This is a genomic window from Pseudarthrobacter sp. NPDC058362 (assembly GCF_042723515.1).
GTDB lineage: Bacteria > Actinomycetota > Actinomycetes > Actinomycetales > Micrococcaceae > Arthrobacter.
The window spans coordinates 179,364-199,108 of sequence record NZ_JBHXIW010000006.1; the positions used below are offsets into that span (position 1 = coordinate 179,364).

The following is a 19,745-nucleotide window of genomic DNA, read 5'->3' on the forward strand; positions in this document are numbered from 1 at the left end:
TATTTTTAGCCTCACAGCGGTCTTTCGGGCGGCATACAGGCTCAGGCCCGCCTATCCAATCCGGACGATCAGCAGCAGGGCCTTTCCCCATGCTTCCTCCGGCGAACCTCCTTGGTACAGAGCGCACTCGGGATGCCCTGCGGCGCGCTGAAACCGCCGGGGACTGGCCCGGTGGCCGCTTCGTGTCCTAGGGGGACTTTGACGTTATGACTGCTGTTTCTAAATGGGTCGCTGCCGGTGCGTCGGCAGCTGTTGTGGCCGGAGGGCTGTTTCTTGGAGCCCCGGCCGCCAGCGCGGCACCGGGTGACGCGGCCTGCCTGCAGGCTTCCACCCAGTTTGAGGCCGCGCTCTCCGCGGCCGGCATCACTGAGGAAACGGTTACCCGGCTTGAGGCTGCTGCCGAGGCCGCTGCCGTCGCCGAGGCCAAGTACTTTGAGCTGGTAGAGGCTGCCGGTGCCGACCTCGACGCCCAGCTCGGAGCCGCAGAGGCAGAGCTCGAGGCTGCCACGACCGCCGTCGCTGACGCCGAAGCCGCCCTGGCGGCCGCTCAGGAGGCGGGCGACGCTGACGCCATCGCTGAAGCCGAGGCTGCCCGGGACGCTGCTGTCCTCGCCGAGAACGAAGCCGGCCAGAAGGTCGACGACCTGAACGCGGCCTATGAGGCAGCCATCAGCACCCCGGAGATCCTCGCTGCCGAGGATGCCTACGAGGCCGCGCTCGCCGAATTTGAGACTGCCCTGGGTGCTGTCTCGCTGGACGAAGAGACGGCGGCCAACCTCCTGGCGCTCTTCAAGGCATTCCTGGCGGCCTGCAATCCGGACGCCATCGGGGCAGACACGCCCGCTGCCGCTCCGGCTGCGGCGCCAGTGGTTAACAAGGGACTCAATGTCCAGACCGCCGTTGAAACGGAGCCGGCCACGCACCCAGGCCTGGCGCTCCTGGCCGGCCTCCTCGCCGCTGGCATCGCAGTTCCCGCGGGTGTTGCCCTGCGGATGCGCCGCCTGGAATCGGCCCGCAAGTAACAACCCGCAGTGGAACCGCGGACCACGGATAACCAGCGCCGGCCTACCCGCCGGCGCTGGTTTGCCGTGTCCGGACTGGGCGCGGCGGGCCTCGCCGCAGCCCTCTTCCTGGCGTCGGCCAACGGAGTGTGGGGGAGTTCCGCCGGAGGTTCAGCGTACGACGGCGGCAGCGCCGGCGTCGAACATTCTTCCGTTCCGTCGGCAGCGGCTCCGTCGGCGGGGTTTTCGTCTCCGGCAGCGGTGCGCAGGCCGGCGGGTCCGGCGGCCGCCGCGCCTTTGCACGTGTCCATCAAGGCCGCCGATTTCGACGTCCGCGTATTGCCGCTGACGGTCAGCGGGGACGAGCTCGCCGCGGGGTCGCTGGTTCCGCCGCTGACGCTGGAGGCCTACTGGCTGACCAACTACGGTGTGCCCGGGCATGGGTCGGTGAATACGACCTACATCGCCGGCCACAGCTGGGACGGCGGCGATGCCCCGTTCAACCGGCTGAGCAACACCGGCCTGGTGGGCCAGCCCGTCACCGTGACCACGGCGAAGGGTGTGCTGAACTACGCGGTGGATTCCGTTACCACCTACGACAAGAACACCCTCCGTGACAGCGACATTTGGAACGTGGTGCCCAATCGGGTGGTCCTGATCAGCTGTTATACGGAGGATCCCTGGGGCAAGAACGTGGTGGTCACCGCCTCGCCCCGGCGCTGACGGCGGCCTGCGAAAAGACCTGAACACGTCGCTGGCCGCCGCGTCCCCCAAGGATCGCGACGGCCAGCAAGGATTTTCAGTTGTAGCACACGGCGGCGGGTTCCCCGTTGTCACACGGGCTGCCCGGCATCACGTGCGGCTGCTACGGCTTGGTGCCGTTCCCGGTTGAGGTCCCCAGGTTGGTGGTTTCCGGGTGCGTGCTGTGGGCGGGGATGTGGTCGTCGCCCAGTCCTTCGGCAGCTGCCGGAGTTTCGGAGCCGGTGCCGGCGGATTCGCTGCCGGAGTTCGCCGCCGAGTCGTTGCGGTGCATGGCGGAACCAACCACGGTTCCGGCGCGCCGGGCAGCCTCGGTCAGCTGTTCGGCCATAACCGGAGCCTTTTCCTTGATTGCTTCGGTGGCCACGGTGACCTTTTCCTGCACGGGCTGGCTGTCCCAAATGCCGGCGGCGCGGGCCTTGAGCTTGTCATAGGCGGCGCGGCCGGAACGTGATCCAAGAATGTAACCTGTGGCGATTCCCACGCCCAAAAGAAGCTTGTTTTTCACGTCGAACTCCTGTTCCGTGAGGGGTTTTGCGGTCCCGGCGGATTTAGGCCGGGTATGCCGGGGGTAAAGAAAACCGGCCCGGGGATGGTGTCCCCCAGGCCGGTTTCCTGGCGCGCGCGTCAGTTATCCGCGTGCGCTGCGCTTGGTGATCATGCCGTACACCAGCAGCACGATAAGTGCGCCGCCGATGGCCAGCAGCCACGTCTGCAGGGAGAAGAACTCCTGCAGTCCGCTGCCGAAGATCATGCCGCCGATCCAGCCGCCGAGGAGTGCTCCTACGACGCCCAGGACGAGCGTGATCAGCCAGCCGCCACCCTGCCTACCCGGCAGGATCGCCTTGGCGATGGCACCAGCAATAAGTCCGAGAATCAGAAATGCAATAAATCCCATTTTTCGTTCCTCTTCCTAGTAAAGGAGGCCTCCGGATTCCGGAAGCACTTCATCCTTCTGGCTCAATAGTAATCATGCTTACTATCGATTTGCCAACCCGACGCGCGGAAAAAGTCCATGTCAGGAGCGTGGCGGTCAGGCGCTTGGCCCGGATTGGTGCGGCGGAGGTCAGCGTTCGTCGAGGCGGAATCCGATCTTGATGGTGACCTGCCAGTCGGCGATTTTGCCGTCCTCGAGGTGTCCGCGGATCTCCTTGACCTCGAACCAGTCAAGGTTCCGGACCGTCTTGGCGGCCTGGGCGATGCCGTTGCGGACGGCGTCATCCACGCCCTGGTCCGACGTGCCGACAATTTCAGAAATGCTGTACGTGTGATTGGACAACTTCGCTCCTCGTGATTGCCGATGATCCCGGTTGCGGGCGTCCTTGAAGACTAGTGGCGAATCCGGGCACTGGCCAGAGCGGGGAGACCTACTTGGCCTGCAGGACCAGCGTCTTCAGATCATCGAGGGTCTGCTGCATGTGGGCGTCCATGGCCTCGCGGGCCCGCACGGCATTGCCGGATTTGAGTGCATCCGCGATGGTCTGGTGGTGCCCGATGGCGTGTTCCTGGATGGCGGGCACGGCTGAGGTTTCGGTGCGGCGTTGCTCCAGGACGCGGTGCAGCGGCTCGAACAGGACGGAGACGAAGACGTTGCCGGAGGCCTGCAGGATCAGGTCATGGAAGGCCAGGTCCGCTGCCACGAATGCGGCGACATCGTTGATGCCGTGGGCCTGCCGCATAGCATCCACGTAGGCGAAGAGCTGCCCGGTTTCCTCTGCCGTGATGCGGCCGGCGGCCAGCTCGCAGGCGCCCGTTTCCAGCATGCGGCGCAACTCAATGAGCTGGACCGCGGCATCGGCGTCGTTCTTGCCTTCGGACGCCGCGCGCAGGACCGCTTCGAGAGAACTCCATTTGTTGAGCGGATTGACGAAGGTTCCGCGGCCGCGCTCCACGCTGAGGATGCGCTGCGCCTGGAGCGTTTTCATGGCTTCCCTGACGGTCATCCGGCTGACCTCGTGCCGGGCGCTGAGCTCGTGCTCGCCGGGGACAGTGGCGCCGGGCGGAAATTCGCCCTGAATGATGCGGTCCAGCAGCTCGTCGGCTACCACGCCCACCAGGGATTTCCTTGCCATGCCGCCCCCATCGTGCCTGCGCCTGCGCACGTCGCAGGGAGGTCAAAGTCTACTTGCGCTGCTTTATGCCGTATGCCACACTAACAGCAGATGCTAGATGTAAGACATCTGACAGATCGCAGAAAACACCACAATGGAGTGAAACCGTGACCCTTGAAGCAGACGTCCTCGCCGCCTTTCCGGCAGAGGTCCGGATTCCCGCGTCCTTGGTTGCCAGCGCCGTGGCCGCCGCCAGCGCCGAGTCGCCCAAGGTCCTGGTAGTGCTCGACGACGACCCCACCGGTACTCAGTCCGTTGCGGATCTGCCCGTACTCACCAGTTGGGACGTCCCGGACTTCGAATGGGCGTTCGCCCACATCGGGGCGAGCGGCTGTGGCCCCGCCGTCTATGTCCTTACCAACACCCGCAGCCTTGACCCCGCCGAAGCGGCCGCCCGGAACCAGGAAGTGGTCCGCCACGCCCTTGCCGCCGCCAACAATTCCGGTACCGGTTCCGGCGCCGGGCTGCGGCTCGGCTTCGTGAGCCGCAGCGACTCCACCCTCCGCGGTCACTTTCCCCTCGAGCCGGACGTCATCGCCGCCACCGTCGCCGAGGCCAGCGGTGAGTCCACCGACGGTGTGGTTATGGTTCCTGCCTTCCCCGACGCCGGGCGGGTCACCATCGGCGGCGTGCACTACATGCGCGGCACCGGCGAGGCAGCCGGCACCCTGACCCCCGTGGCCGAAACCGAGTTCGCCCGGGACGCCACCTTCGGCTTCGCCAACTCGGACATGGCCAAGTATGTGGAGGAGAAGTCGCAGGGCCGGTTCCCGGCGGACTCGGTGATCGTCCTGGACCTGAACATCATCCGCGCCGGAGCCGCAGCCGACGGCACGGACGGAGACCCCGCCGTATCCGCCGACGCCATTGCGGATGCCGTCAGCGACGCCAAGGACTCCACCCCGATCGTGGCGGACATCGTCACCGAAAACGACCTCCGTGCCCTGGCGCTGGGCCTGGAAGAGGCAGAACGCCGCGGCAAGAAATTCCTTTACCGTGTGGGCCCGCCGTTCGGCCGCGCCCGCATTGGCCAGGAGATCCGGCCCGAGCTCAACGGCGAGGAGGCCTACGCCGGCCACACCCCGTCCCGGGCGGGCGGTCTGATCGTGGTGGGCTCCCACGTGGGCGTCACCACCCGCCAGCTGAGGGTCCTCACGGACCAGCACAGCGCGGCCCGTATCATCGAAATCGACGTGGAGCGGCTTCTCGCCGGAAGCGAAGAGCAGGCTGATGCCTACTTGAACCAGACCGTGGACTCCGTGGTCGATGCCCTCCGCGGAGGTGACGTTATCCTCCACACCAGCCGCCTGCTCATCAAGGCGGACGACCCTGCTGAAAGCCTGCGGATCGCGCGCACGGTGTCCGCCGCCGTCGTCGGCGTGGTGAACCGCACCCTGAAGACCTTCCCGCCGCGGTTCGTCATCGCGAAGGGCGGCATCACGTCCTCCGACGTTGCCGCGCATGGCCTGGAGATCCGGCACGCGATCGTCCGCGGCCCCATGCTGCCCGGAATCGTGAGCCTGTGGGAGCCGGTGGACGGGCCGGCCAAGGGCATCCCGTACATCGTCTTTGCCGGGAACGTAGGCGACGACGAGTCCCTCGCCCAGGTCACGCGCAAGCTCAGCAGCACTTTTTAATTTCAAAAGGAACACACCATGACCAGCAATTACACCGTCAGCGTCCTGGGGCTCGGCGCTATGGGCCTGCCCATGGCCACCCGTTTGGCAAGCCAGCTGACCGTCCACGGCTTCGACATCGCCGAAGCGCGGCTCAAGCTTGCCGAAGAGGCAGGCATCACAACCTTCGTCTCCGCCCGCGAAGCCGCCAAGGGTGCCGACGCCGTCCTCCTCGCGGTCCGCAACGGCGAGCAGCTGAACGACGTCCTGTTCGGCGAGCACGGCGTGGCACCCGTGCTGACGCGCGGCGCCGTCGTGATCCTCGGCAGCACGGTGGGCACCGAAGCGATCCCCGACACCGTGGAAAAGCTCGCGGAATACGGCGTGGAACTGGTGGACGCGCCGCTGTCCGGCGGGCCGCAGCGCGCCGGCGAAGGCGACCTGCTGATCGTCGTCGGCGCTTCCCCGGAAGCCCGGGAAAAGGCCGCGCCCGCCTTGGAACTGCTGGCCTCCACCCTGACCGTGGTGGGCGACAAGCCCGGAGACGGCCAGGCACTCAAGACCGTCAACCAGCTTCTTTGCGGCGTGCACATCGCCGCCGCAGCCGAGGCCATGGCCCTCGCCGACGCCCTCGGCTTGGACCAGGCCAAGACCCTCGCCGCCCTTGAAGCAGGCGCGGCCGGCTCCTTCATGCTGTCCAACCGTGGCCCGCGCATCCTCGAGGCGTACAACGAGGAAGGTGCCGAGGTGCTGTCCCGGCTGGACATCTTCGTCAAGGACATGGGCATCGTGGGCAAGGCCGCCCGCGCCGCCGGCCTGGCGGCCCCCGTTGCCGCCGCCGCCGAGCAGCTCTACCTGCTGGGCCAGGCGCAGGGCCTCGCCGCCGCCGATGACTCCGCGGTCATCAAAGTCGTGGCCCCTGTCAAGCGCACTTCCTGATCCCGCCCACTGAGGAACATTTTCTGATGCGTACACGCCTCGACCACCTCGTCACCTCCGCCCTGCAGCAGGGCTCCGCCGTCCCGGCCTTCACCTGCTATGACTTCACGACCGCCCTGGCCGTGGTGGCCGCCGCCGAGGACGCCGGCAGGGGCGTGATCCTGCTGGTCGCCCCGAAGACCGCGGCCACGCCCAACGGGCTGCGCCTCATCGCCGCCCTCCGCGGCCTGGCCGACGCGGCTTCCGTGCCAGTCTCCGTCCAGCTGGACCACGCCACGGACCTGGACGTCATGGCCGCTGCCGTGGCCGCGGGCGCGGATGCGGTCCTCGCGGACGGGTCGTCCCTGCCATATGAGGACAATATTGCGCTGGTCCGTGCCGCGCGCGCCCGGCTGGGTGCCGCCGTCGTCCTTGAAGCTGAACTGGGCGGGCTGGCAGGGGACGAAGACCGCGCCTTTGAACCCGGCCAGGCAGGCGTGGACGTCGCGGGCCTGACCGATTCGGCGCAGGTGGAGGATTTTGTCTCCCGTTCCGGGGCGGAGCTGCTGGCCGTAGCCGTGGGCAACGTGCACGGCCGGTACAAGGGCGAGCCGCAGCTGCGCTGGGATGTGCTGCAGGACATTGCGGTGCGCACGCGGCTGCCGCTGGTGCTGCACGGCGCGTCCGGGATTCCGCCGGAGGAGCTGGTGAAGGCTGCCGCAATGAACGTGGGGAAGGTCAACTTCAACACCGAGCTGCGCACCGGTGTGCTGGCGACTCTGCAGGAGCAGCTTCCGGCACAAAGGGCCGACGGCGAGAACCTCCAGGCGCTGCTGGGCCACTGGAACAGGTCGGCGGGATCGTTCGCTGCCGCCGCCGTGGGGTTTTTGTCCCGATAGAGGCCCAAAAGCCGCCTTGATCTGGACAAACACTCGTGGGGCGGGCGCAGAATGGTCCTGTGAGCGGCATCGGCCCCTTGGAGCTACGCGTGCAGCCCGGAGCGGAGCCTGTCCGCGATCCGGCGATCGACCTTGTCCGCTGCATCTCCCTGGCGCTGGTGGTGGTGGGGCACGCCATGATGGTCAGCCCGGTCCTGCATCCGGACGGCACCGTGACCACGCAAAACACGCTCGGGGACCAGGACTGGTTTGAGCCGGTCATCTGGGTGTTCATGGTGATGCCGCTGTTTTTCGTGACCGGCGGCATCACCGGGCTGCAGTCGTGGCGGCGGCTGGTGGCCCGCGGCGGCACGGCGGCCGACTTTGTGCGTGGCCGCCTCCGCCGTTTCCTCCGCCCCGCCGTCGCCGTTCTGGCCGCGATGTTCCTGGGCTTCTGGCTCGCCGGGCTGCTCGGCGTGCACCCGCAGGTGGTGCAGCTGCTCGCCTCCGGCGGCGCCATGCCCCTGTGGTTCCTTGCCGCCTACCTTGCCGCGCAGCTGAACATCCCGCTCCTGTCCGCACTGCACTCCCGCAGTCCCTGGCTGACTTTCCTGGGGCTCGCCACTTTGGTGGTGGCGGTGGACAGTTGTCGGGGCGCGGTGCCGGAGCTGGCCTACCTCAACCTGCTGTTCCTCTGGTGGGCGGTGCAGCAGCTCGGGTTCCTGATGGCGGATGGCCACGCCGCCCGGCTATCGCGGCCGGCCCTGGCCGGGATTGCATTGGCGGCGAATCTTGTCATGGGCGCGGTCACGGCGCTTGGGATCTACTCGAACAACATGCTGGTCAACCTGAACCCGCCCAACCTGACCCTGTTATTGCTGGGTATCTCGCAGGCGTCCCTGATGCAGCTGGCCCGCCCGGCGCTCACCGCCGCCGGCAGCGCCCCGCGCGTCCGGCGGCTGTTGCTGGTGACCGGCAGCAGGTCCCTGACGGTGTACCTCTGGCACCTGCCCCTGCTCGGAGCGATGTCCGGGCTGCTCCTGCTCACGCCGTTCCCCAAGCCCGCCGCCGGCACGGCAGAGTGGTGGTGGGCGCGGCCCATCGTGTTGCTGGCCCTTGCCATCCTTTTGGTGCCGGTCCTCGCCGCCTTCGGCCACCTCGAGCAGCGTACGACGGCGTCTCCCGCCACGGGCTTCCGGCCCGCCGCTGCGGCGGGCGCCGCCGTCGTGGTTTTCTTTCCTGCCGCGGCAGGCGCGCTGACCGGGCTGACGCTGGAGCTGTTGGGAGTGGGGGCCGTCTGCTTCGCGTTGGCCCTGATGCTCCTGCGCGACCGGCACGCGCCGCGGCGGAGGAGCGGCACGCTGGCCGCCCGCGACGCGCACCGGAAGCGCCGCCGGGGCAAGGGAGGCATTGCCAGCGGCGTGAAGTAGTGCCAGTGTCGAACCATGACCGAGAACATGATGTCCACTGACGACCGGTTCGCCGCCGGTGTCTCCCTGGCCCGCAATGACGCACGCCACCGGTATGAGCTGAGCGTGGACGGACAGGTGGCGGTGAAGTCCTTCTTCCGCGACCTTCCCGGCCACATCGACTTTACCCACACCGAAACCACCGAGGGCTTCGAGGGCCGCGGGCTGGCGAAGGTGCTGGCCCACTTTGCCTTGGACGACGTGGTGGCATCGGGTAAACGGATCATCCCGCATTGCCCGTTTATCTCGGGCTACCTCCGGAAGCACGAGGGCTATGAGCAGTGCGTCGACTGGCCGGAGCAGTGACGCGGCCGGCTGCCATCCTGTTCGACGTCAATGAAACCTTGTCCGACATGGCGCCCATGGCGGACCGGTTCGCTGAAGTCGGGGCAGCCCCCGGGGCCGCGAAGCTCTGGTTTGCTGCGCTCCTGCGGGACGGTTTCGCGCTCACCGCGGCGGGGGAGAACCCGGCCTTCGCGGACGTCGGCGCGTCCGTGTTGCGGGGACTGCTCCGCGGAGAAGAGCTGGACCGGGGCCTGGACGCGGCGGTGCAGCACATCATGGACGGCATGTCCGCTCTGGAACTGCATCCGGACGTGGTGCCGGGGATTGGAGCGCTGAAAGCCGGCGGGTTCCGACTGGCCACCCTGAGCAACGGATCCACGGCGCTGGCGGACAAGCTGTTCAGCAACGCCGGCGTCCGGGACGACGTGGAACAGCTGCTGAGCGTTACCGACGCCCCGGCGTGGAAGCCGGACGCGCGGGCGTACCGGTACGCGGCCGGGCAGCTGGGGGTGGATGTCTCCGAGCTTCTGTTGGTGGCCGTCCATCCGTGGGACATCCATGGGGCCTCCTCGGCCGGTGCTCAGACGGCCTGGATCAACCGGTCCGGCGGTGCCTATCCGGACCACTTCAGGCCCGCCGACCATACGGTGCGTGCGCTGCCGGAGTTGGCGGAGGTGCTGGTTTAGGGCCTGCGCCGGCGCTGCCATTGAAGGGCGTGCCAGAAGAGCAGGCCCAGCTTTTTAGCTTCCTCGGAATCCGCGGGTTTGCGGGGGCAGGGCAGGGTGGCCGGCACCTGAAAAGGGGGATCCGGCGAGGCTGGGAAATTTGGACCCATCCGCTTCCGGGGGTGCCTCCGAAGCACTTAACGTCCCCAACCCCAACAGAAATTGGAGGCAGAAACATGCGGAACATCTTCACGAAGTCCCTGGCAGTCGGAGCCGTGAGCGGCCTGATGCTCGTCGGAGGTGCTGGCCTGGCCAGTGCCGACGCGGGGGACTCCACTGAAGCCCATGTGGACGAGGTCGCCCAGGTGACCGACAACAGCATCACCGATAGCGGCAACCTGTCGTTGGATAACATCCTCAACGGTGGTCTGGTCGACACCGGTGACGTTGCGAGCAACAACAATGTTCTCAACGGCATCGATGCTGACCTGTCGGATGTCCTGAGTGGCAACCTGAGCGGTAACGACACTGATGTAGACGTCGATCCCGACGTCGACAGCAATGTCGATGCTGATACCTCGGCCGACAGCACCACTGATGGTGGTCAGGACGACGAGGGACTGCTGGGCGGACTGCTCGGCTAGAACCTCAAGTAAAAGCTGTGGCACCCGCCCCTCAGGGCGGGTGCCACAGCTTTTTAAGGGTTTTTGAACCCGGGTGACGGGTCATTCTGCCCCAAACCACCCAGGGCCATCCAGTCAATGACGCTCTAGGAAGACGCAAAGCCCGCGAGAATCCGCGCCTGCGGACAATTAGCGTACAAAAGTTTGCTTAAAAGGGTTCCCTAAGTAAGGCTTGCCTATGCAACCCCACGCCTGAGCAAAGGAAACCCTGTGCCGCTGATGCCCCGCCTTGACGAACCACCCGTGGACGACCCACACGGCCGCATCCAGTCCAGCCCCCACACCCCCCGCCACGCACCCGCCCAGGATTTCGGCTCCCGGGTGGAACTGGCGCTCGGTGCCACCAATCATCTCTTCAACGCCCGCAACTCGCCCCGTTACGTGGCGCAGGTGCTGCAGGGGGTCACCGCCGTTGCCACCAAGCTGGAGCGGACGACGCAGCCGTTCACCGGCGTCGGGCCTTCCGAACTCAAGGCGCGCGTCGCGGCCGTTGACCTGGACGCCCCCCTCCCGGACACCGCGGCCGCACTGCAGGAACTGGAGGAGGTGTACCTCCGCGACGCCGTCTACTTCCACGACGCCAAGTACGCCGCGCACCTCAACTGCCCCGTGGTGATTCCCGCGCTGGTGGGCGAGGCAGTGCTCTCTGCGGTCAACTCCTCCCTGGACACGTGGGACCAGAGCGCCGGCGCCACGATGATCGAACGCCGCTTGATCGACTGGACCGCCGAACGCCTCCACCTCGGCCCCTTCGCGGACGGCGTGTTCACCTCCGGCGGCAGCCAGTCCAACCTGCAGGCCCTCCTCATCGCACGCAACCACGCCGTCGCCGGCCTCCGCCGCGACCCCGCCCGCAGCAGCCGGCGCCTCCCCGCCCTGCTGGACACCCTCCGCATCTTCACCTCCGAGGACAGCCACTTCAGCATCCAGAAATCGGCCTCCATGCTGGGCCTGGGCTTCGACGCCGTCATCACCGTCCCGTGCACGGCGGACCGCCGGATGGACCCGGCAGCGCTCGCCGCGGCCATGGCGGAAGCGCACGACGCCGGCCTCACCGCCATGGCGGTCGTCGCCACCGCCGGGACCACGGACTTCGGAGTGGTGGACCCGCTCGCAGAGCTCGCAGCGCTGGCCCGCGCCTATGGCGCCTGGTTCCACGTCGATGCAGCCTACGGTGGCGGCCTCATGGTCTCCGCCCGCTACCGCCACCTGCTGGACGGGACCGGCCTGGCGGATTCGGTCACGGTGGACTTCCACAAGACGTTCTTCCAACCCGTCAGCTCCAGTGCCCTCCTGGTCCGCGAATCCGCCATGCTCCGCCACATCACCTACTATGCGGACTACCTGAACCCCGAAAGCGCGGCCCTGGCGGACATCCCCAACCAGGTGGACAAGAGCATCCAGACCACCCGCCGCTTCGACGCGCTCAAGCTCTGGCTGACCCTCCGCATCATGGGCGCGGACGCCGTGGGCGCCCTGTTCGACGAAGCGATCGACCTCGCCGCCCGCGTCGGCTGCCTCCTCGCCGCCGACGACGACTTCGAACTCGCCGCCGCACCCCAGTTGAGCACCCTCGTGTTCCGCTACCGGCCCCGCACCGCCTCCGGCGAACGCATCACCGAGGATGCCGCCGACGCGCTCAACCCCGCCATCCGCGCCGCCGTCTTCGCCTCGGGCCAGGCCGTTGTGGCCGGCACCAAGGTCAACGGCCGCCACTACCTCAAGTTCACGCTCCTCAACGCAGAAGCCACCCTCGAGGACATTGCCGGCATCATCGACTTCGTGCGCACCACCGGCGAGGAGCTCCTCGCCGAGGAGCTCCTCGCCGAGGAGGCCGCGGCATGAGCATCAGCACTCCCAGCAATGGAAAGATTTACGACTTCGCCGCCATCGGCGTCGGGCCCTTCAACCTGGGCCTCGCCGCCCTTGCGGAACCGGTGGACGGCCTGGACGGCATCTTCCTGGACCGCAGCCCGTCCTTCGACTGGCACCCCGGCATGATGCTGGAGCCGGCCCATCTCCAGGTCCCGTTTATGGCGGACCTGGTGACCATGGCCGACCCCACCTCGCGCTACTCCTTCCTGAACTTCCTCAAGCAGACCGGCCGGCTCTACCGCTTCTACATCCGCGAGGATTTTTATCCGCTGCGGGCCGAATACAACCAGTACTGCCAGTGGGTGGCCGGCCAGCTGTCCTCGGTGCGTTTTAGCACGGAGGTGCTGGAAACGGCGTACGACGACGGCGTGTACCACCTTTCCGTCCAGGGCCCGGCCGGGCCGGAGGTGCTCAGGGCGCGGCGGCTGGTGCTGGGCACCGGCACCAGCCCGTACGTCCCGCAGGCCGCGGAAGGGATCCTGGCCGACTCCGCCGCGGGCCGCGGGGGGCTGGTCCTCCACAACTCGGACTACCTGGCCCGCAAGGCCGAACTGCAGCAGCGGCGCAGCATCACCGTCCTGGGCAGCGGCCAGAGCGCAGCCGAGGTCTACTACGAGCTGCTCCAGGAGGCAGACGCCCACGGCTACCAGCTGAACTGGGTGACCCGGTCCGGCCGGTTCTTCCCGCTGGAATACACCAAGCTCACTCTGGAAATGACCTCGCCGGAGTACGTGGATTACTTCCACAGCCTCCCGCGCGGCCAGCGGGATGACCTGGTCAGGAACCAGAAAAACCTCTACAAGGGCATCAACTCGGACCTGATCAACGCCATCTACGACCTCCTTTACACCCGCAGCCTCTCCGGCCTGGTGGACACGCAGCTCCTCACGCACTCGGCCCTCACCGGCGCCCACTGGGATGACGGCGCCGGGACCCACACCCTCCAGCTGCACCACGGCGAGCAGGGAAGCGACTACACCCTGGAGAGCGAGGCCGTGGTCCTGGCCACCGGTTACGGCTACCGCGAACCGGCGTTCCTGGCCGGCATCCAGGACCGGATCGCCCGCGACAGCGCCGGCCGCTTCGCCGTGGACCGCAACTACGGCATCAGTGCCGAAGCCGGCGAGATCTTCGTCCAGAACGCCGAGCTCCACACCCACGGCTTCGTCACCCCGGACCTGGGCATGGGCGCCTACCGCAACTCCTGCATCCTGCGCGAAATCACCGGCCGCGAGGTCTACCCGGTGGAGCCCAGCATCGCGTTCCAGCAGTTCGGCGCCCCGGCAGGCATTCCTGCCAGCGTGCCCACCCCCGCGGAGGTGCAGGCATGAGTTTCACCTTCCGCTGCCTGGACGCCGAAGCCGACGCACCCCTCCTCCACAGCTGGGTCACCCGGCCGTATGCCTCGTTCTGGGGGATGCAGTCCGCAACAGTGGCCGACGTCGCGGCAGAATACGCAAGCATCCAGGCGAGCGGCCACCACCACGCGCTTCTGGGGCTCGACGACGGCGTCCCCGCCTTCCTCACGGAGGAATACCTTCCGGGGTCCTCGCCGCTGGCCTCCCTCTATCCGGTGCATCCCGGTGACGTGGGGATGCACCTGCTGGTGGCGCCGCCGTCGTCCGCTCCAATACCGGGGTACACCGCCGCGGTGATGGACGCCGTCCTCAGCAGGCTGTTTGACCGGCCGGACGTGGAGCGCGTGGTGGTCGAACCGGATGTCCGGAACACCAAGATCCACGCCCTCAACGTCCGCTTCGGCTTCCAGCCCGCCGGAACCGTCAACCTGCCGGACAAGGAAGCCCTGCTCAGCTTCTGCACCCGCGCCGACTTCCACGCCGCCCGCGCAGCCCACTTCCCCCAGACCTCCGCATCCATCCTCCAGGGAGCCGCACTGTGACCATCCACCTCGAACCCGCCGCCGCAACGCTGCCTCAGACAGCCCACCTCACCGCCGACCGCTGGGACCTCGCCAACCGGCACCTGCTCCGCAAGGCGCTCGCCGAGTTCTCGCACGAACGCATCCTGACCCCGGAGTCCGCCGGGGACGGCACCTACAGCGTGGCCAATGGCAGCCACGAATACCGGTTCCGGGCCCGCCTGCTCGAACTCGACCACTGGTCCATCGACGCAGGTTCCATCCAGCATTTCCGGGACGGCACCGAGGCGCCCCTGGACGTCCTGGAGTTCATCACGGCCTTCCACGAAACCCTCGGGATCAATATCCAGATGCTGCCGGTCTACCTCGAAGAGGTCAGCAGCACCCTGGCCAGCCACGCCTACAAGCAGTGGGCCGGGCAGCCGGCCGCCGCGGAACTTGCCGCCGGCGTCACCGGCGGGCAGGACCCGGCCGCGGACTTCCAGGCCATCGAACGCAGCATGACCGAAGGGCACCCGTGCTTCGTGGCCAACAACGGCCGCCTGGGGTTCGGCATCAGCGACTACCTCGCGTTCGCCCCGGAAACCGGCGCTCCCGTGCACCTCGAATGGATCGCCGTGCACCGCAGCCGCGCCGTGTTCACCGCCAGCGCCGGGCTGGACTACCGTGCCCATCTGGACGCCGAGCTCGGGCCCCTGGCCGGCCGGTTCATCGCCCACCTGCAGCTGGAGGGCCTGGATCCGGACCAGTACTTCCTCATGCCCGTGCACCCCTGGCAGTGGGAGAACAAGCTCACGGTGACCTTCGCGGCGGAGATCGCCCGGCAGCTGATCGTGCACCTGGGCACCGGGACGGACACCTACCAGGCGCAGCAGTCCATCCGGACGTTCTTCAACACCGGGGCACCGGACCGGCACTACGTCAAGACCGCCATGTCCGTGCTGAATATGGGCTTCATGCGCGGCCTTTCCCCGCAGTACATGAAGGCCACGCCGGCCATCAACGACTGGCTGCGCACGCTCATCGAGACGGACAGTGCACTGCAGTCGCGAGGCTTCACCATGATCGCCGAGGTCGCCGCGATCGGCTACCACAACGGCACCTACGAGGCAGGGTCGGCGTCCGGTTCGCCCTACCGCAAGATGCTGTCCGCCCTGTGGCGCGAGAGCCCGCTGCCCCTGCTGGAGGAGGTCCAGCAGCTGGCAACCATGGCCTCCCTCCTGCACGTCGACGCCGCCGGCAAGCCGATGGTGTCCGCGCTGATCGAACGGTCCGGGCTGGCACCGGAGGTGTGGCTGCGCCGCTACTTCGAGGCGTACCTGGTGCCGCTGGTGCACTGCATGGCCAAGTACGAGCTTGCTTTCATGCCGCATGGCGAGAACGTCATCCTGGTCCTGGAAAACGGCGTTCCGGTCAGTGCCATCATGAAGGACATCGCCGAGGAGATCGTGGCAATGGGGGACCGGCTGGACCTGCCCGCGGAGGTGTCCCGGATCAAGGCGGACATCCCGGACGGCGAAAAAGTTCTGGCCATCTTCACGGACATCTTCGACTGCATTTTCCGTTTCCTCGCCGCCCTCCTGGACGAAGCCGGGACCCTTCCCCAGGAACAGTTCTGGCGGACGGCGGCCGCGGCCGTGGCCGATTACCAGGCGGACCACCCCGAGCTCGCGGACCAGTTCGCGCGGCACGACCTGTTCGCCGCTGACTTCGAGCTCTCCTGCCTCAACCGGCTCCAGCTCCGCAACAACCAGAACATGCTGGACCTGGCGGACCCCTCCGGCGGCCTGCAGAAGGCCGGCCGGCTGGCCAACCCGCTGGCCCGGTTCCGCCCAGGCGCCTGAGGCGCCTAACGTGCCTGGGCAAACTCAGTCAGCTGGTTAGGCTGGCAGCATGACTGCCACCGCACCCGACACCGCCCTCATCACCGGAGCCAGCGCCGGGTTGGGCACCGAGTTCGCCCGCCAGCTCGCCGCCCAGGGCCACCCCCTGGTCCTCGTCGCGCGGAACCGCGCGCGCCTTGAAGAGGTGGCGGCGGAGCTGGAGCTGCGGTACGGAACCACGGCTGAGGTGCTTCCCGCGGACCTGACGGACGACGGCGGCCTGGCCGCCGTCGTCGGCCGCCTCACCGATCCGCTGCGGCCGGTGGGGATCCTGGTCAACAACGCGGGGACCGGCCTGCTGCACCGGTTCGAGGACAATTCGGCAGAGGAAGAGGTGCAGCACCTGCGCCTGCACACCGAGGCGGCCCTCGTGCTGACGCACGCCGCGTTGCCCGGCATGCTGGGACGGGGCGCGGGACGGATCGTCAACGTGGCGAGCATCGCCGCGTTCCTGCCGCGCGGCACGTACTCGGCGGCGAAGGCGTGGCTGGTGAGCTTCAGCCGGTGGGCCAACCTGGAATACCGTTCCCGTGGAGTGCGTGTGACGGCGGTGTGCCCGGGCTTCACGCACACCGAGTTCCACGACCGGATGGGGATGGACAAGTCGGTGGCGCCGTCGTGGGCCTGGCTGCAGGCCGAACGCGTGGTTCGGGAAGGCTTGGCGGACAACGCGCGCGGCAAAGCCGTGTCCATCCCGACCCGGCGCTACAAGGTGGTGGCCGCCCTGGCCCGCGTGGCCCCGGCCCGGCTAATGGCCGGCCCGCCGCGCCGGCCGAAATAGAGTGCTTCCCAGCAGCCCGGTGCGGGTGCGCGACCCGCTGCGGCGGACCGCCACCACCACTGTGATGCCCATCAGCGCGCCTACGAGGGTCTCCACGCCGCGTTCCAGGATCAGCACGCCCGGATCGATCGGCGCGGACAGCTGTGAGATGAGCAGCATTACCGGGGTGAAGGAAACCATCGCCAAGCCGTAGTGGCGGGTCATGAACAGTTCGGTGGTGAACTGAAAGAGGACCACCAGAAGCGCCAGCAGCACGGCCGGGTGGTCCGGCAACTGCACTGGCCAGCGCGTCCACAACGCTGCCAGGGACCAGGGTTCCGGCCAAATAACGACGGCGGTCACCACCAGCCCGACGAACGTCCCCACGATGCGGTGGACGCCGCGGCGGACGCTGCTGGGGAGGTCCGCGCCGGCCAGCGGAACCGCGGCGGCGGCCATCGCCCAGTGTGGGTGGCCGCTGCCGCCGAGCACCCCGGCGGCACCGGCCGCGCCGACGGCCAGCACGTAACGGACGGCGTGGATGAGCACTGCGCCTGGTTCCGCCGGTTGCCTGGACCGGGCCGCGCTCCGTTGCCAGGCCCTGTGGCGGAACCAGCCGGAGAAGCCCACGGCAAGCGAGAAGCCGGCCGACGCCGCCGCGATCAGCAACGCCGCGTACCAGGGGATGGACGCCGGGACGGAGGCGCAGGCGCCCAGCGCGAGGATGCCGAAAAACGGACCGTTGGGGCGGAGCCGGACGCGGTCCGCGAACACCGAGGCCGCCCCGGCCAGGACGGCTTCAACGCCCACAAGCCACCAGGAGTGGAGGTGGTTGACGGAAAGAAAGACGCCTACGGCGACGCCGCCCAGCAGCACCACGGCAGCCCGGGCCTGGTGGCGGAGGCGCAGCTGGTGCGGCTCGTTCCGGCCATACATGCCGGTCAGGGCGCCGAACACGGCGTAGATGATCAGCTCGGCCCGCCCGGCCGCCATGAGAAGCAAGGATGGAACCGCCACGCTCACAGCGACCCGGAGGGCGGCAAGATGGTCGTTGCTGGCCGGTTCCAGTCGGTGGAGCGCCCGGACCTGTTCCATGACGCGCTTCATATGCTTCGAATTATTCCGGGAACGCCTCGCTGATGCATTCTGTGTCGCCGGAAGACGGCCCTCCGCCAGGGAACGGCTAAGGCCCGCCCCGCACGCTCCCTTGGCGGGAAGTGCGGGACGGGCCTCGTGAGCGCGGGCTACAAGAAGTGCCCTGGCCGGGAGGCGGGGGCTACACCCCGGCAGGGACCTTTCCGGATCCGGAGGCGTCCGTGATGTCCTGGGTCTCGAACGGCAGTTCGTCCAGGTCGATCAGCGGGTTCTCATCCTGGGTGGCAACCAGTTCGCGGGCCTCGGCCTGGCTGTCCACGCTGGGCATGGAGCCCGGCAGCGGGCGCCGGGCCGATTCCTTCAGGAAGTAGATGGCCACGGCACCGATGGCCGAGGTGGCCATCAGGTAGTACGCGGGCATCATGTCGTTGCCGGTGGCGCTGATCAGGGCTGCCACAATAAACGGAGTAGTACCGCCGAAAATGGCCACGGAGAAGTTGTACGCGATGCCCATGGCGCCGTACCGGCTGGAGGTGGGGAACTGGGCCGGCAGTGCCGAAGCCAGGTTCGCCACGTAGAAGGTCACCGGGAAGGCGATCAGGCCGAGGCCCGTCAGCGTGGACCAGATCTCACCGATGCCGATGAGCAGGAACGCCGGGATGGCCAGCAGGACGGTGCTCACGGCGCCGATCCAGAGAACGGGCCGTCGGCCGATCCGGTCGGACAGTTTGCCGGTCAGCGGGATGCACAGGCTCATGACTACCAGCACGGGGATCGTCAGCAGTGTGCCGTGTACGGGGTCATAGCCCTTGGACTCGGTGAGGTACGTGGGCATGTACGAGGTGAGGGCGTAGCCGGCGGTGTTCGCGGCGGCCACCAGGATCATGGCCACGATGATGGAGCGCCAGTAGGCCTTGACGATTCCCACCGGGCCCTTGGCCGTGACGTCCTCGGAGGCCGCGGCGTTCTTGGCCAGGTCCTCCTGCGCGTCCAGGGTTGCCTGGAACTGCGGGGACTCCTCGATGCGCATGCGGAAGTAGATGGCGATGATGCCCAGCGGGCCGGCAATCAGGAACGGAATCCGCCAGCCCCAGTCCTCCATGACGTCCTGGCCCAGGGTCAGCTGCAGCGCGGACACCAGTGCGGCGCCGATGGCAAAGCCCAGGTAACTTCCAAGGTCGAGGAAGCTGGCGAAGAAGCCGCGGCGCTTGTCCGGGGCGTACTCGCTCACGAACGTGGTGGCGCCGGCGTACTCGCCGCCGGTGGAGAAGCCCTGGACGATCTTCAACAGCACCAGCAGTGCTGCGGCCCAGAGGCCGATCTGTGCGTAGCCGGGCAGCAGGCCGATGGCGAACGTGCTCGCGGCCATCAGCATCAACGTGGCCGCAAGGATCTTCTGCCGGCCCATCTTGTCGCCCATCCAGCCGAACACCACGCCGCCGAGCGGGCGGGCAATGAAGGTGGCGGCGAACGTTCCCAAAAGGAACAGGGTTTGGGTGGTGGGGTCAGATTCCGGGAGGAAGACCGGGCCCATGGTGGTGATCAGGTAGCCGAAAACACCTACGTCGTACCATTCCATCGTGTTGCCCACGATGGTTCCGCCCAGGGCTTTCTTCAGCATGGGCTGGTCCACGACGTTGACGTCGGACTCCTTGAGCCGCCGCCGGCCGAGGATCTTGGGTTTGCGTGGGCCGGTCGGGCCCGCGTTGACTTGCGTACCGTTCGCCTGGGTTCCAGGCGGCGTAACTGGGTTGGTTCCGGAGGCGGTGGTGATGCCTGCGGAAGAGTCGGTATTGCTTCGGTCTATGGGCATTTGTGCAACTCCTGTGGAGGTCATTTGCTTGCGACTTGTAGCTGCCCCGCTCCGG

At 67.7% G+C, this 19,745-nt stretch carries 20 protein-coding genes; 14 read left to right on the forward strand and 6 right to left on the reverse strand.

From position 1 onward, the window contains the following. Window positions 1-206: 206 nt before the first annotated feature. Window positions 207-1,022 (forward strand): hypothetical protein, encoded by an 816-nt coding sequence (locus ACFWIX_RS13120; RefSeq protein WP_377216566.1) that lies wholly within the window; start codon window positions 207-209, stop codon window positions 1,020-1,022. A 9-nt stretch (window positions 1,023-1,031) separates the two neighbouring features. Then, on the forward strand, window positions 1,032-1,724 hold the full coding sequence (locus tag ACFWIX_RS13125; protein ID WP_377216567.1) for a class F sortase: 693 nt from the start codon (window positions 1,032-1,034) through the stop codon (window positions 1,722-1,724). A 142-nt stretch (window positions 1,725-1,866) separates the two neighbouring features. On the opposite strand, the gene ACFWIX_RS13130 is transcribed toward ACFWIX_RS13125, so the two are convergent. From ACFWIX_RS13130 to ACFWIX_RS13145, 4 genes are all read right to left on the reverse strand, one after another. After that, complete coding sequence (locus tag ACFWIX_RS13130; RefSeq protein ID WP_377216568.1) at window positions 1,867-2,268, reverse strand: YtxH domain-containing protein; 402 nt, start codon at window positions 2,266-2,268, stop codon at window positions 1,867-1,869. A 123-nt stretch (window positions 2,269-2,391) separates the two neighbouring features. Continuing rightward, window positions 2,392-2,658: a GlsB/YeaQ/YmgE family stress response membrane protein gene (locus ACFWIX_RS13135; protein ID WP_377216569.1), complete on the reverse strand. Its 267-nt coding sequence runs from the start codon at window positions 2,656-2,658 to the stop codon at window positions 2,392-2,394. Between the two features lie 168 nt (window positions 2,659-2,826). After that, window positions 2,827-3,039 carry a dodecin gene (locus tag ACFWIX_RS13140; protein WP_377216570.1) on the reverse strand — a complete coding sequence of 71 codons (213 nt, stop codon included), beginning with the start codon at window positions 3,037-3,039 and terminating at the stop codon, window positions 2,827-2,829. Window positions 3,040-3,127: 88 nt separating this feature from the next. Further along, window positions 3,128-3,832 (reverse strand): FadR/GntR family transcriptional regulator, encoded by a 705-nt coding sequence (locus ACFWIX_RS13145; protein WP_377216571.1) that lies wholly within the window; start codon window positions 3,830-3,832, stop codon window positions 3,128-3,130. Between the two features lie 146 nt (window positions 3,833-3,978). On the opposite strand from ACFWIX_RS13145, the gene ACFWIX_RS13150 reads away from it, so the two are divergent. The 12 genes from ACFWIX_RS13150 to ACFWIX_RS13205 all read left to right on the forward strand — a co-directional run bounded on the left by ACFWIX_RS13150 (window position 3,979) and on the right by ACFWIX_RS13205 (window position 16,803). Next, window positions 3,979-5,508, forward strand: coding sequence for a four-carbon acid sugar kinase family protein (locus ACFWIX_RS13150; RefSeq protein ID WP_377216572.1), 1,530 nt, complete (start codon window positions 3,979-3,981; stop codon window positions 5,506-5,508). An 18-nt stretch (window positions 5,509-5,526) separates the two neighbouring features. Beyond that, window positions 5,527-6,426, forward strand: coding sequence for an NAD(P)-dependent oxidoreductase (locus ACFWIX_RS13155; protein WP_377216573.1), 900 nt, complete (start codon window positions 5,527-5,529; stop codon window positions 6,424-6,426). Between the two features lie 26 nt (window positions 6,427-6,452). After that, window positions 6,453-7,304, forward strand: coding sequence for a class II fructose-bisphosphate aldolase (locus ACFWIX_RS13160; protein WP_377216574.1), 852 nt, complete (start codon window positions 6,453-6,455; stop codon window positions 7,302-7,304). A 68-nt stretch (window positions 7,305-7,372) separates the two neighbouring features. Beyond that, window positions 7,373-8,713 (forward strand): acyltransferase, encoded by a 1,341-nt coding sequence (locus ACFWIX_RS13165; RefSeq protein WP_377216610.1) that lies wholly within the window; start codon window positions 7,373-7,375, stop codon window positions 8,711-8,713. Between the two features lie 15 nt (window positions 8,714-8,728). After that, window positions 8,729-9,058: a GNAT family N-acetyltransferase gene (locus ACFWIX_RS13170; RefSeq protein ID WP_377216575.1), complete on the forward strand. Its 330-nt coding sequence runs from the start codon at window positions 8,729-8,731 to the stop codon at window positions 9,056-9,058. Next, the gene (locus tag ACFWIX_RS13175; RefSeq protein WP_377216576.1) at window positions 9,055-9,723 is read left to right on the forward strand and encodes a haloacid dehalogenase type II; all 669 of its coding nucleotides are present in this window, start codon (window positions 9,055-9,057) and stop codon (window positions 9,721-9,723) included. Before ACFWIX_RS13170 ends, ACFWIX_RS13175 begins: the two co-directional genes overlap by 4 nt. A 215-nt stretch (window positions 9,724-9,938) precedes the next feature. Beyond that, window positions 9,939-10,346, forward strand: coding sequence for a hypothetical protein (locus ACFWIX_RS13180; RefSeq protein ID WP_377216577.1), 408 nt, complete (start codon window positions 9,939-9,941; stop codon window positions 10,344-10,346). A gap of 258 nt (window positions 10,347-10,604) precedes the next feature. Beyond that, window positions 10,605-12,230 (forward strand): pyridoxal phosphate-dependent decarboxylase family protein, encoded by a 1,626-nt coding sequence (locus ACFWIX_RS13185; protein WP_377216611.1) that lies wholly within the window; start codon window positions 10,605-10,607, stop codon window positions 12,228-12,230. Then, window positions 12,227-13,591: a lysine N(6)-hydroxylase/L-ornithine N(5)-oxygenase family protein gene (locus ACFWIX_RS13190; protein WP_377216578.1), complete on the forward strand. Its 1,365-nt coding sequence runs from the start codon at window positions 12,227-12,229 to the stop codon at window positions 13,589-13,591. Before ACFWIX_RS13185 ends, ACFWIX_RS13190 begins: the two co-directional genes overlap by 4 nt. Beyond that, on the forward strand, window positions 13,588-14,160 hold the full coding sequence (locus tag ACFWIX_RS13195; protein ID WP_377216579.1) for a GNAT family N-acetyltransferase: 573 nt from the start codon (window positions 13,588-13,590) through the stop codon (window positions 14,158-14,160). The genes ACFWIX_RS13190 and ACFWIX_RS13195 overlap by 4 nt, the downstream gene beginning before the upstream one ends. Then, complete coding sequence (locus ACFWIX_RS13200; protein WP_377216580.1) at window positions 14,157-15,983, forward strand: IucA/IucC family protein; 1,827 nt, start codon at window positions 14,157-14,159, stop codon at window positions 15,981-15,983. Before ACFWIX_RS13195 ends, ACFWIX_RS13200 begins: the two co-directional genes overlap by 4 nt. 49 nt (window positions 15,984-16,032) lie before the next feature. Next, window positions 16,033-16,803 carry an SDR family NAD(P)-dependent oxidoreductase gene (locus ACFWIX_RS13205; protein WP_377216581.1) on the forward strand — a complete coding sequence of 257 codons (771 nt, stop codon included), beginning with the start codon at window positions 16,033-16,035 and terminating at the stop codon, window positions 16,801-16,803. Here ACFWIX_RS13205 and ACFWIX_RS13210 read toward each other — a convergent pair. Together ACFWIX_RS13210 and ACFWIX_RS13215 are read right to left on the reverse strand one after the other, a co-directional pair. Further along, entirely contained in the window at window positions 16,771-17,889 is a 1,119-nt protein-coding gene (locus tag ACFWIX_RS13210; protein ID WP_377216582.1) for an FUSC family protein, read from the reverse strand. The two genes, ACFWIX_RS13205 and ACFWIX_RS13210, sit on opposite strands and share 33 nt — an antisense overlap. 169 nt (window positions 17,890-18,058) lie before the next feature. After that, complete coding sequence (locus tag ACFWIX_RS13215) at window positions 18,059-19,690, reverse strand: MFS transporter (protein ID WP_377216583.1); 1,632 nt, start codon at window positions 19,688-19,690, stop codon at window positions 18,059-18,061. Window positions 19,691-19,745 lie beyond the last annotated feature (55 nt).

Bases quoted from the DNA above. Each gene is read 5' to 3' on its own strand.
- ACFWIX_RS13190 (WP_377216578.1), top strand. From the start codon at position 12,227: ATGAGCATCAGCACTCCCAGCAATGGAAAGATTTACGACTTCGCCGCC.
- ACFWIX_RS13120 (WP_377216566.1), top strand. From the start codon at position 207: ATGACTGCTGTTTCTAAATGGGTCGCTGCCGGTGCGTCGGCAGCTGTT.
- ACFWIX_RS13160 (WP_377216574.1), top strand. From the start codon at position 6,453: ATGCGTACACGCCTCGACCACCTCGTCACCTCCGCCCTGCAGCAGGGC.
- ACFWIX_RS13155 (WP_377216573.1), top strand. From the start codon at position 5,527: ATGACCAGCAATTACACCGTCAGCGTCCTGGGGCTCGGCGCTATGGGC.
- ACFWIX_RS13210 (WP_377216582.1), bottom strand. From the start codon at position 17,889: ATGAAGCGCGTCATGGAACAGGTCCGGGCGCTCCACCGACTGGAACCG.
- ACFWIX_RS13185 (WP_377216611.1), top strand. From the start codon at position 10,605: ATGCCCCGCCTTGACGAACCACCCGTGGACGACCCACACGGCCGCATC.
- ACFWIX_RS13135 (WP_377216569.1), bottom strand. From the start codon at position 2,658: ATGGGATTTATTGCATTTCTGATTCTCGGACTTATTGCTGGTGCCATC.
- ACFWIX_RS13170 (WP_377216575.1), top strand. From the start codon at position 8,729: ATGACCGAGAACATGATGTCCACTGACGACCGGTTCGCCGCCGGTGTC.
- ACFWIX_RS13180 (WP_377216577.1), top strand. From the start codon at position 9,939: ATGCGGAACATCTTCACGAAGTCCCTGGCAGTCGGAGCCGTGAGCGGC.
- ACFWIX_RS13215 (WP_377216583.1), bottom strand. From the start codon at position 19,690: ATGCCCATAGACCGAAGCAATACCGACTCTTCCGCAGGCATCACCACC.
- ACFWIX_RS13205 (WP_377216581.1), top strand. From the start codon at position 16,033: ATGACTGCCACCGCACCCGACACCGCCCTCATCACCGGAGCCAGCGCC.
- ACFWIX_RS13195 (WP_377216579.1), top strand. From the start codon at position 13,588: ATGAGTTTCACCTTCCGCTGCCTGGACGCCGAAGCCGACGCACCCCTC.
- ACFWIX_RS13145 (WP_377216571.1), bottom strand. From the start codon at position 3,832: ATGGCAAGGAAATCCCTGGTGGGCGTGGTAGCCGACGAGCTGCTGGAC.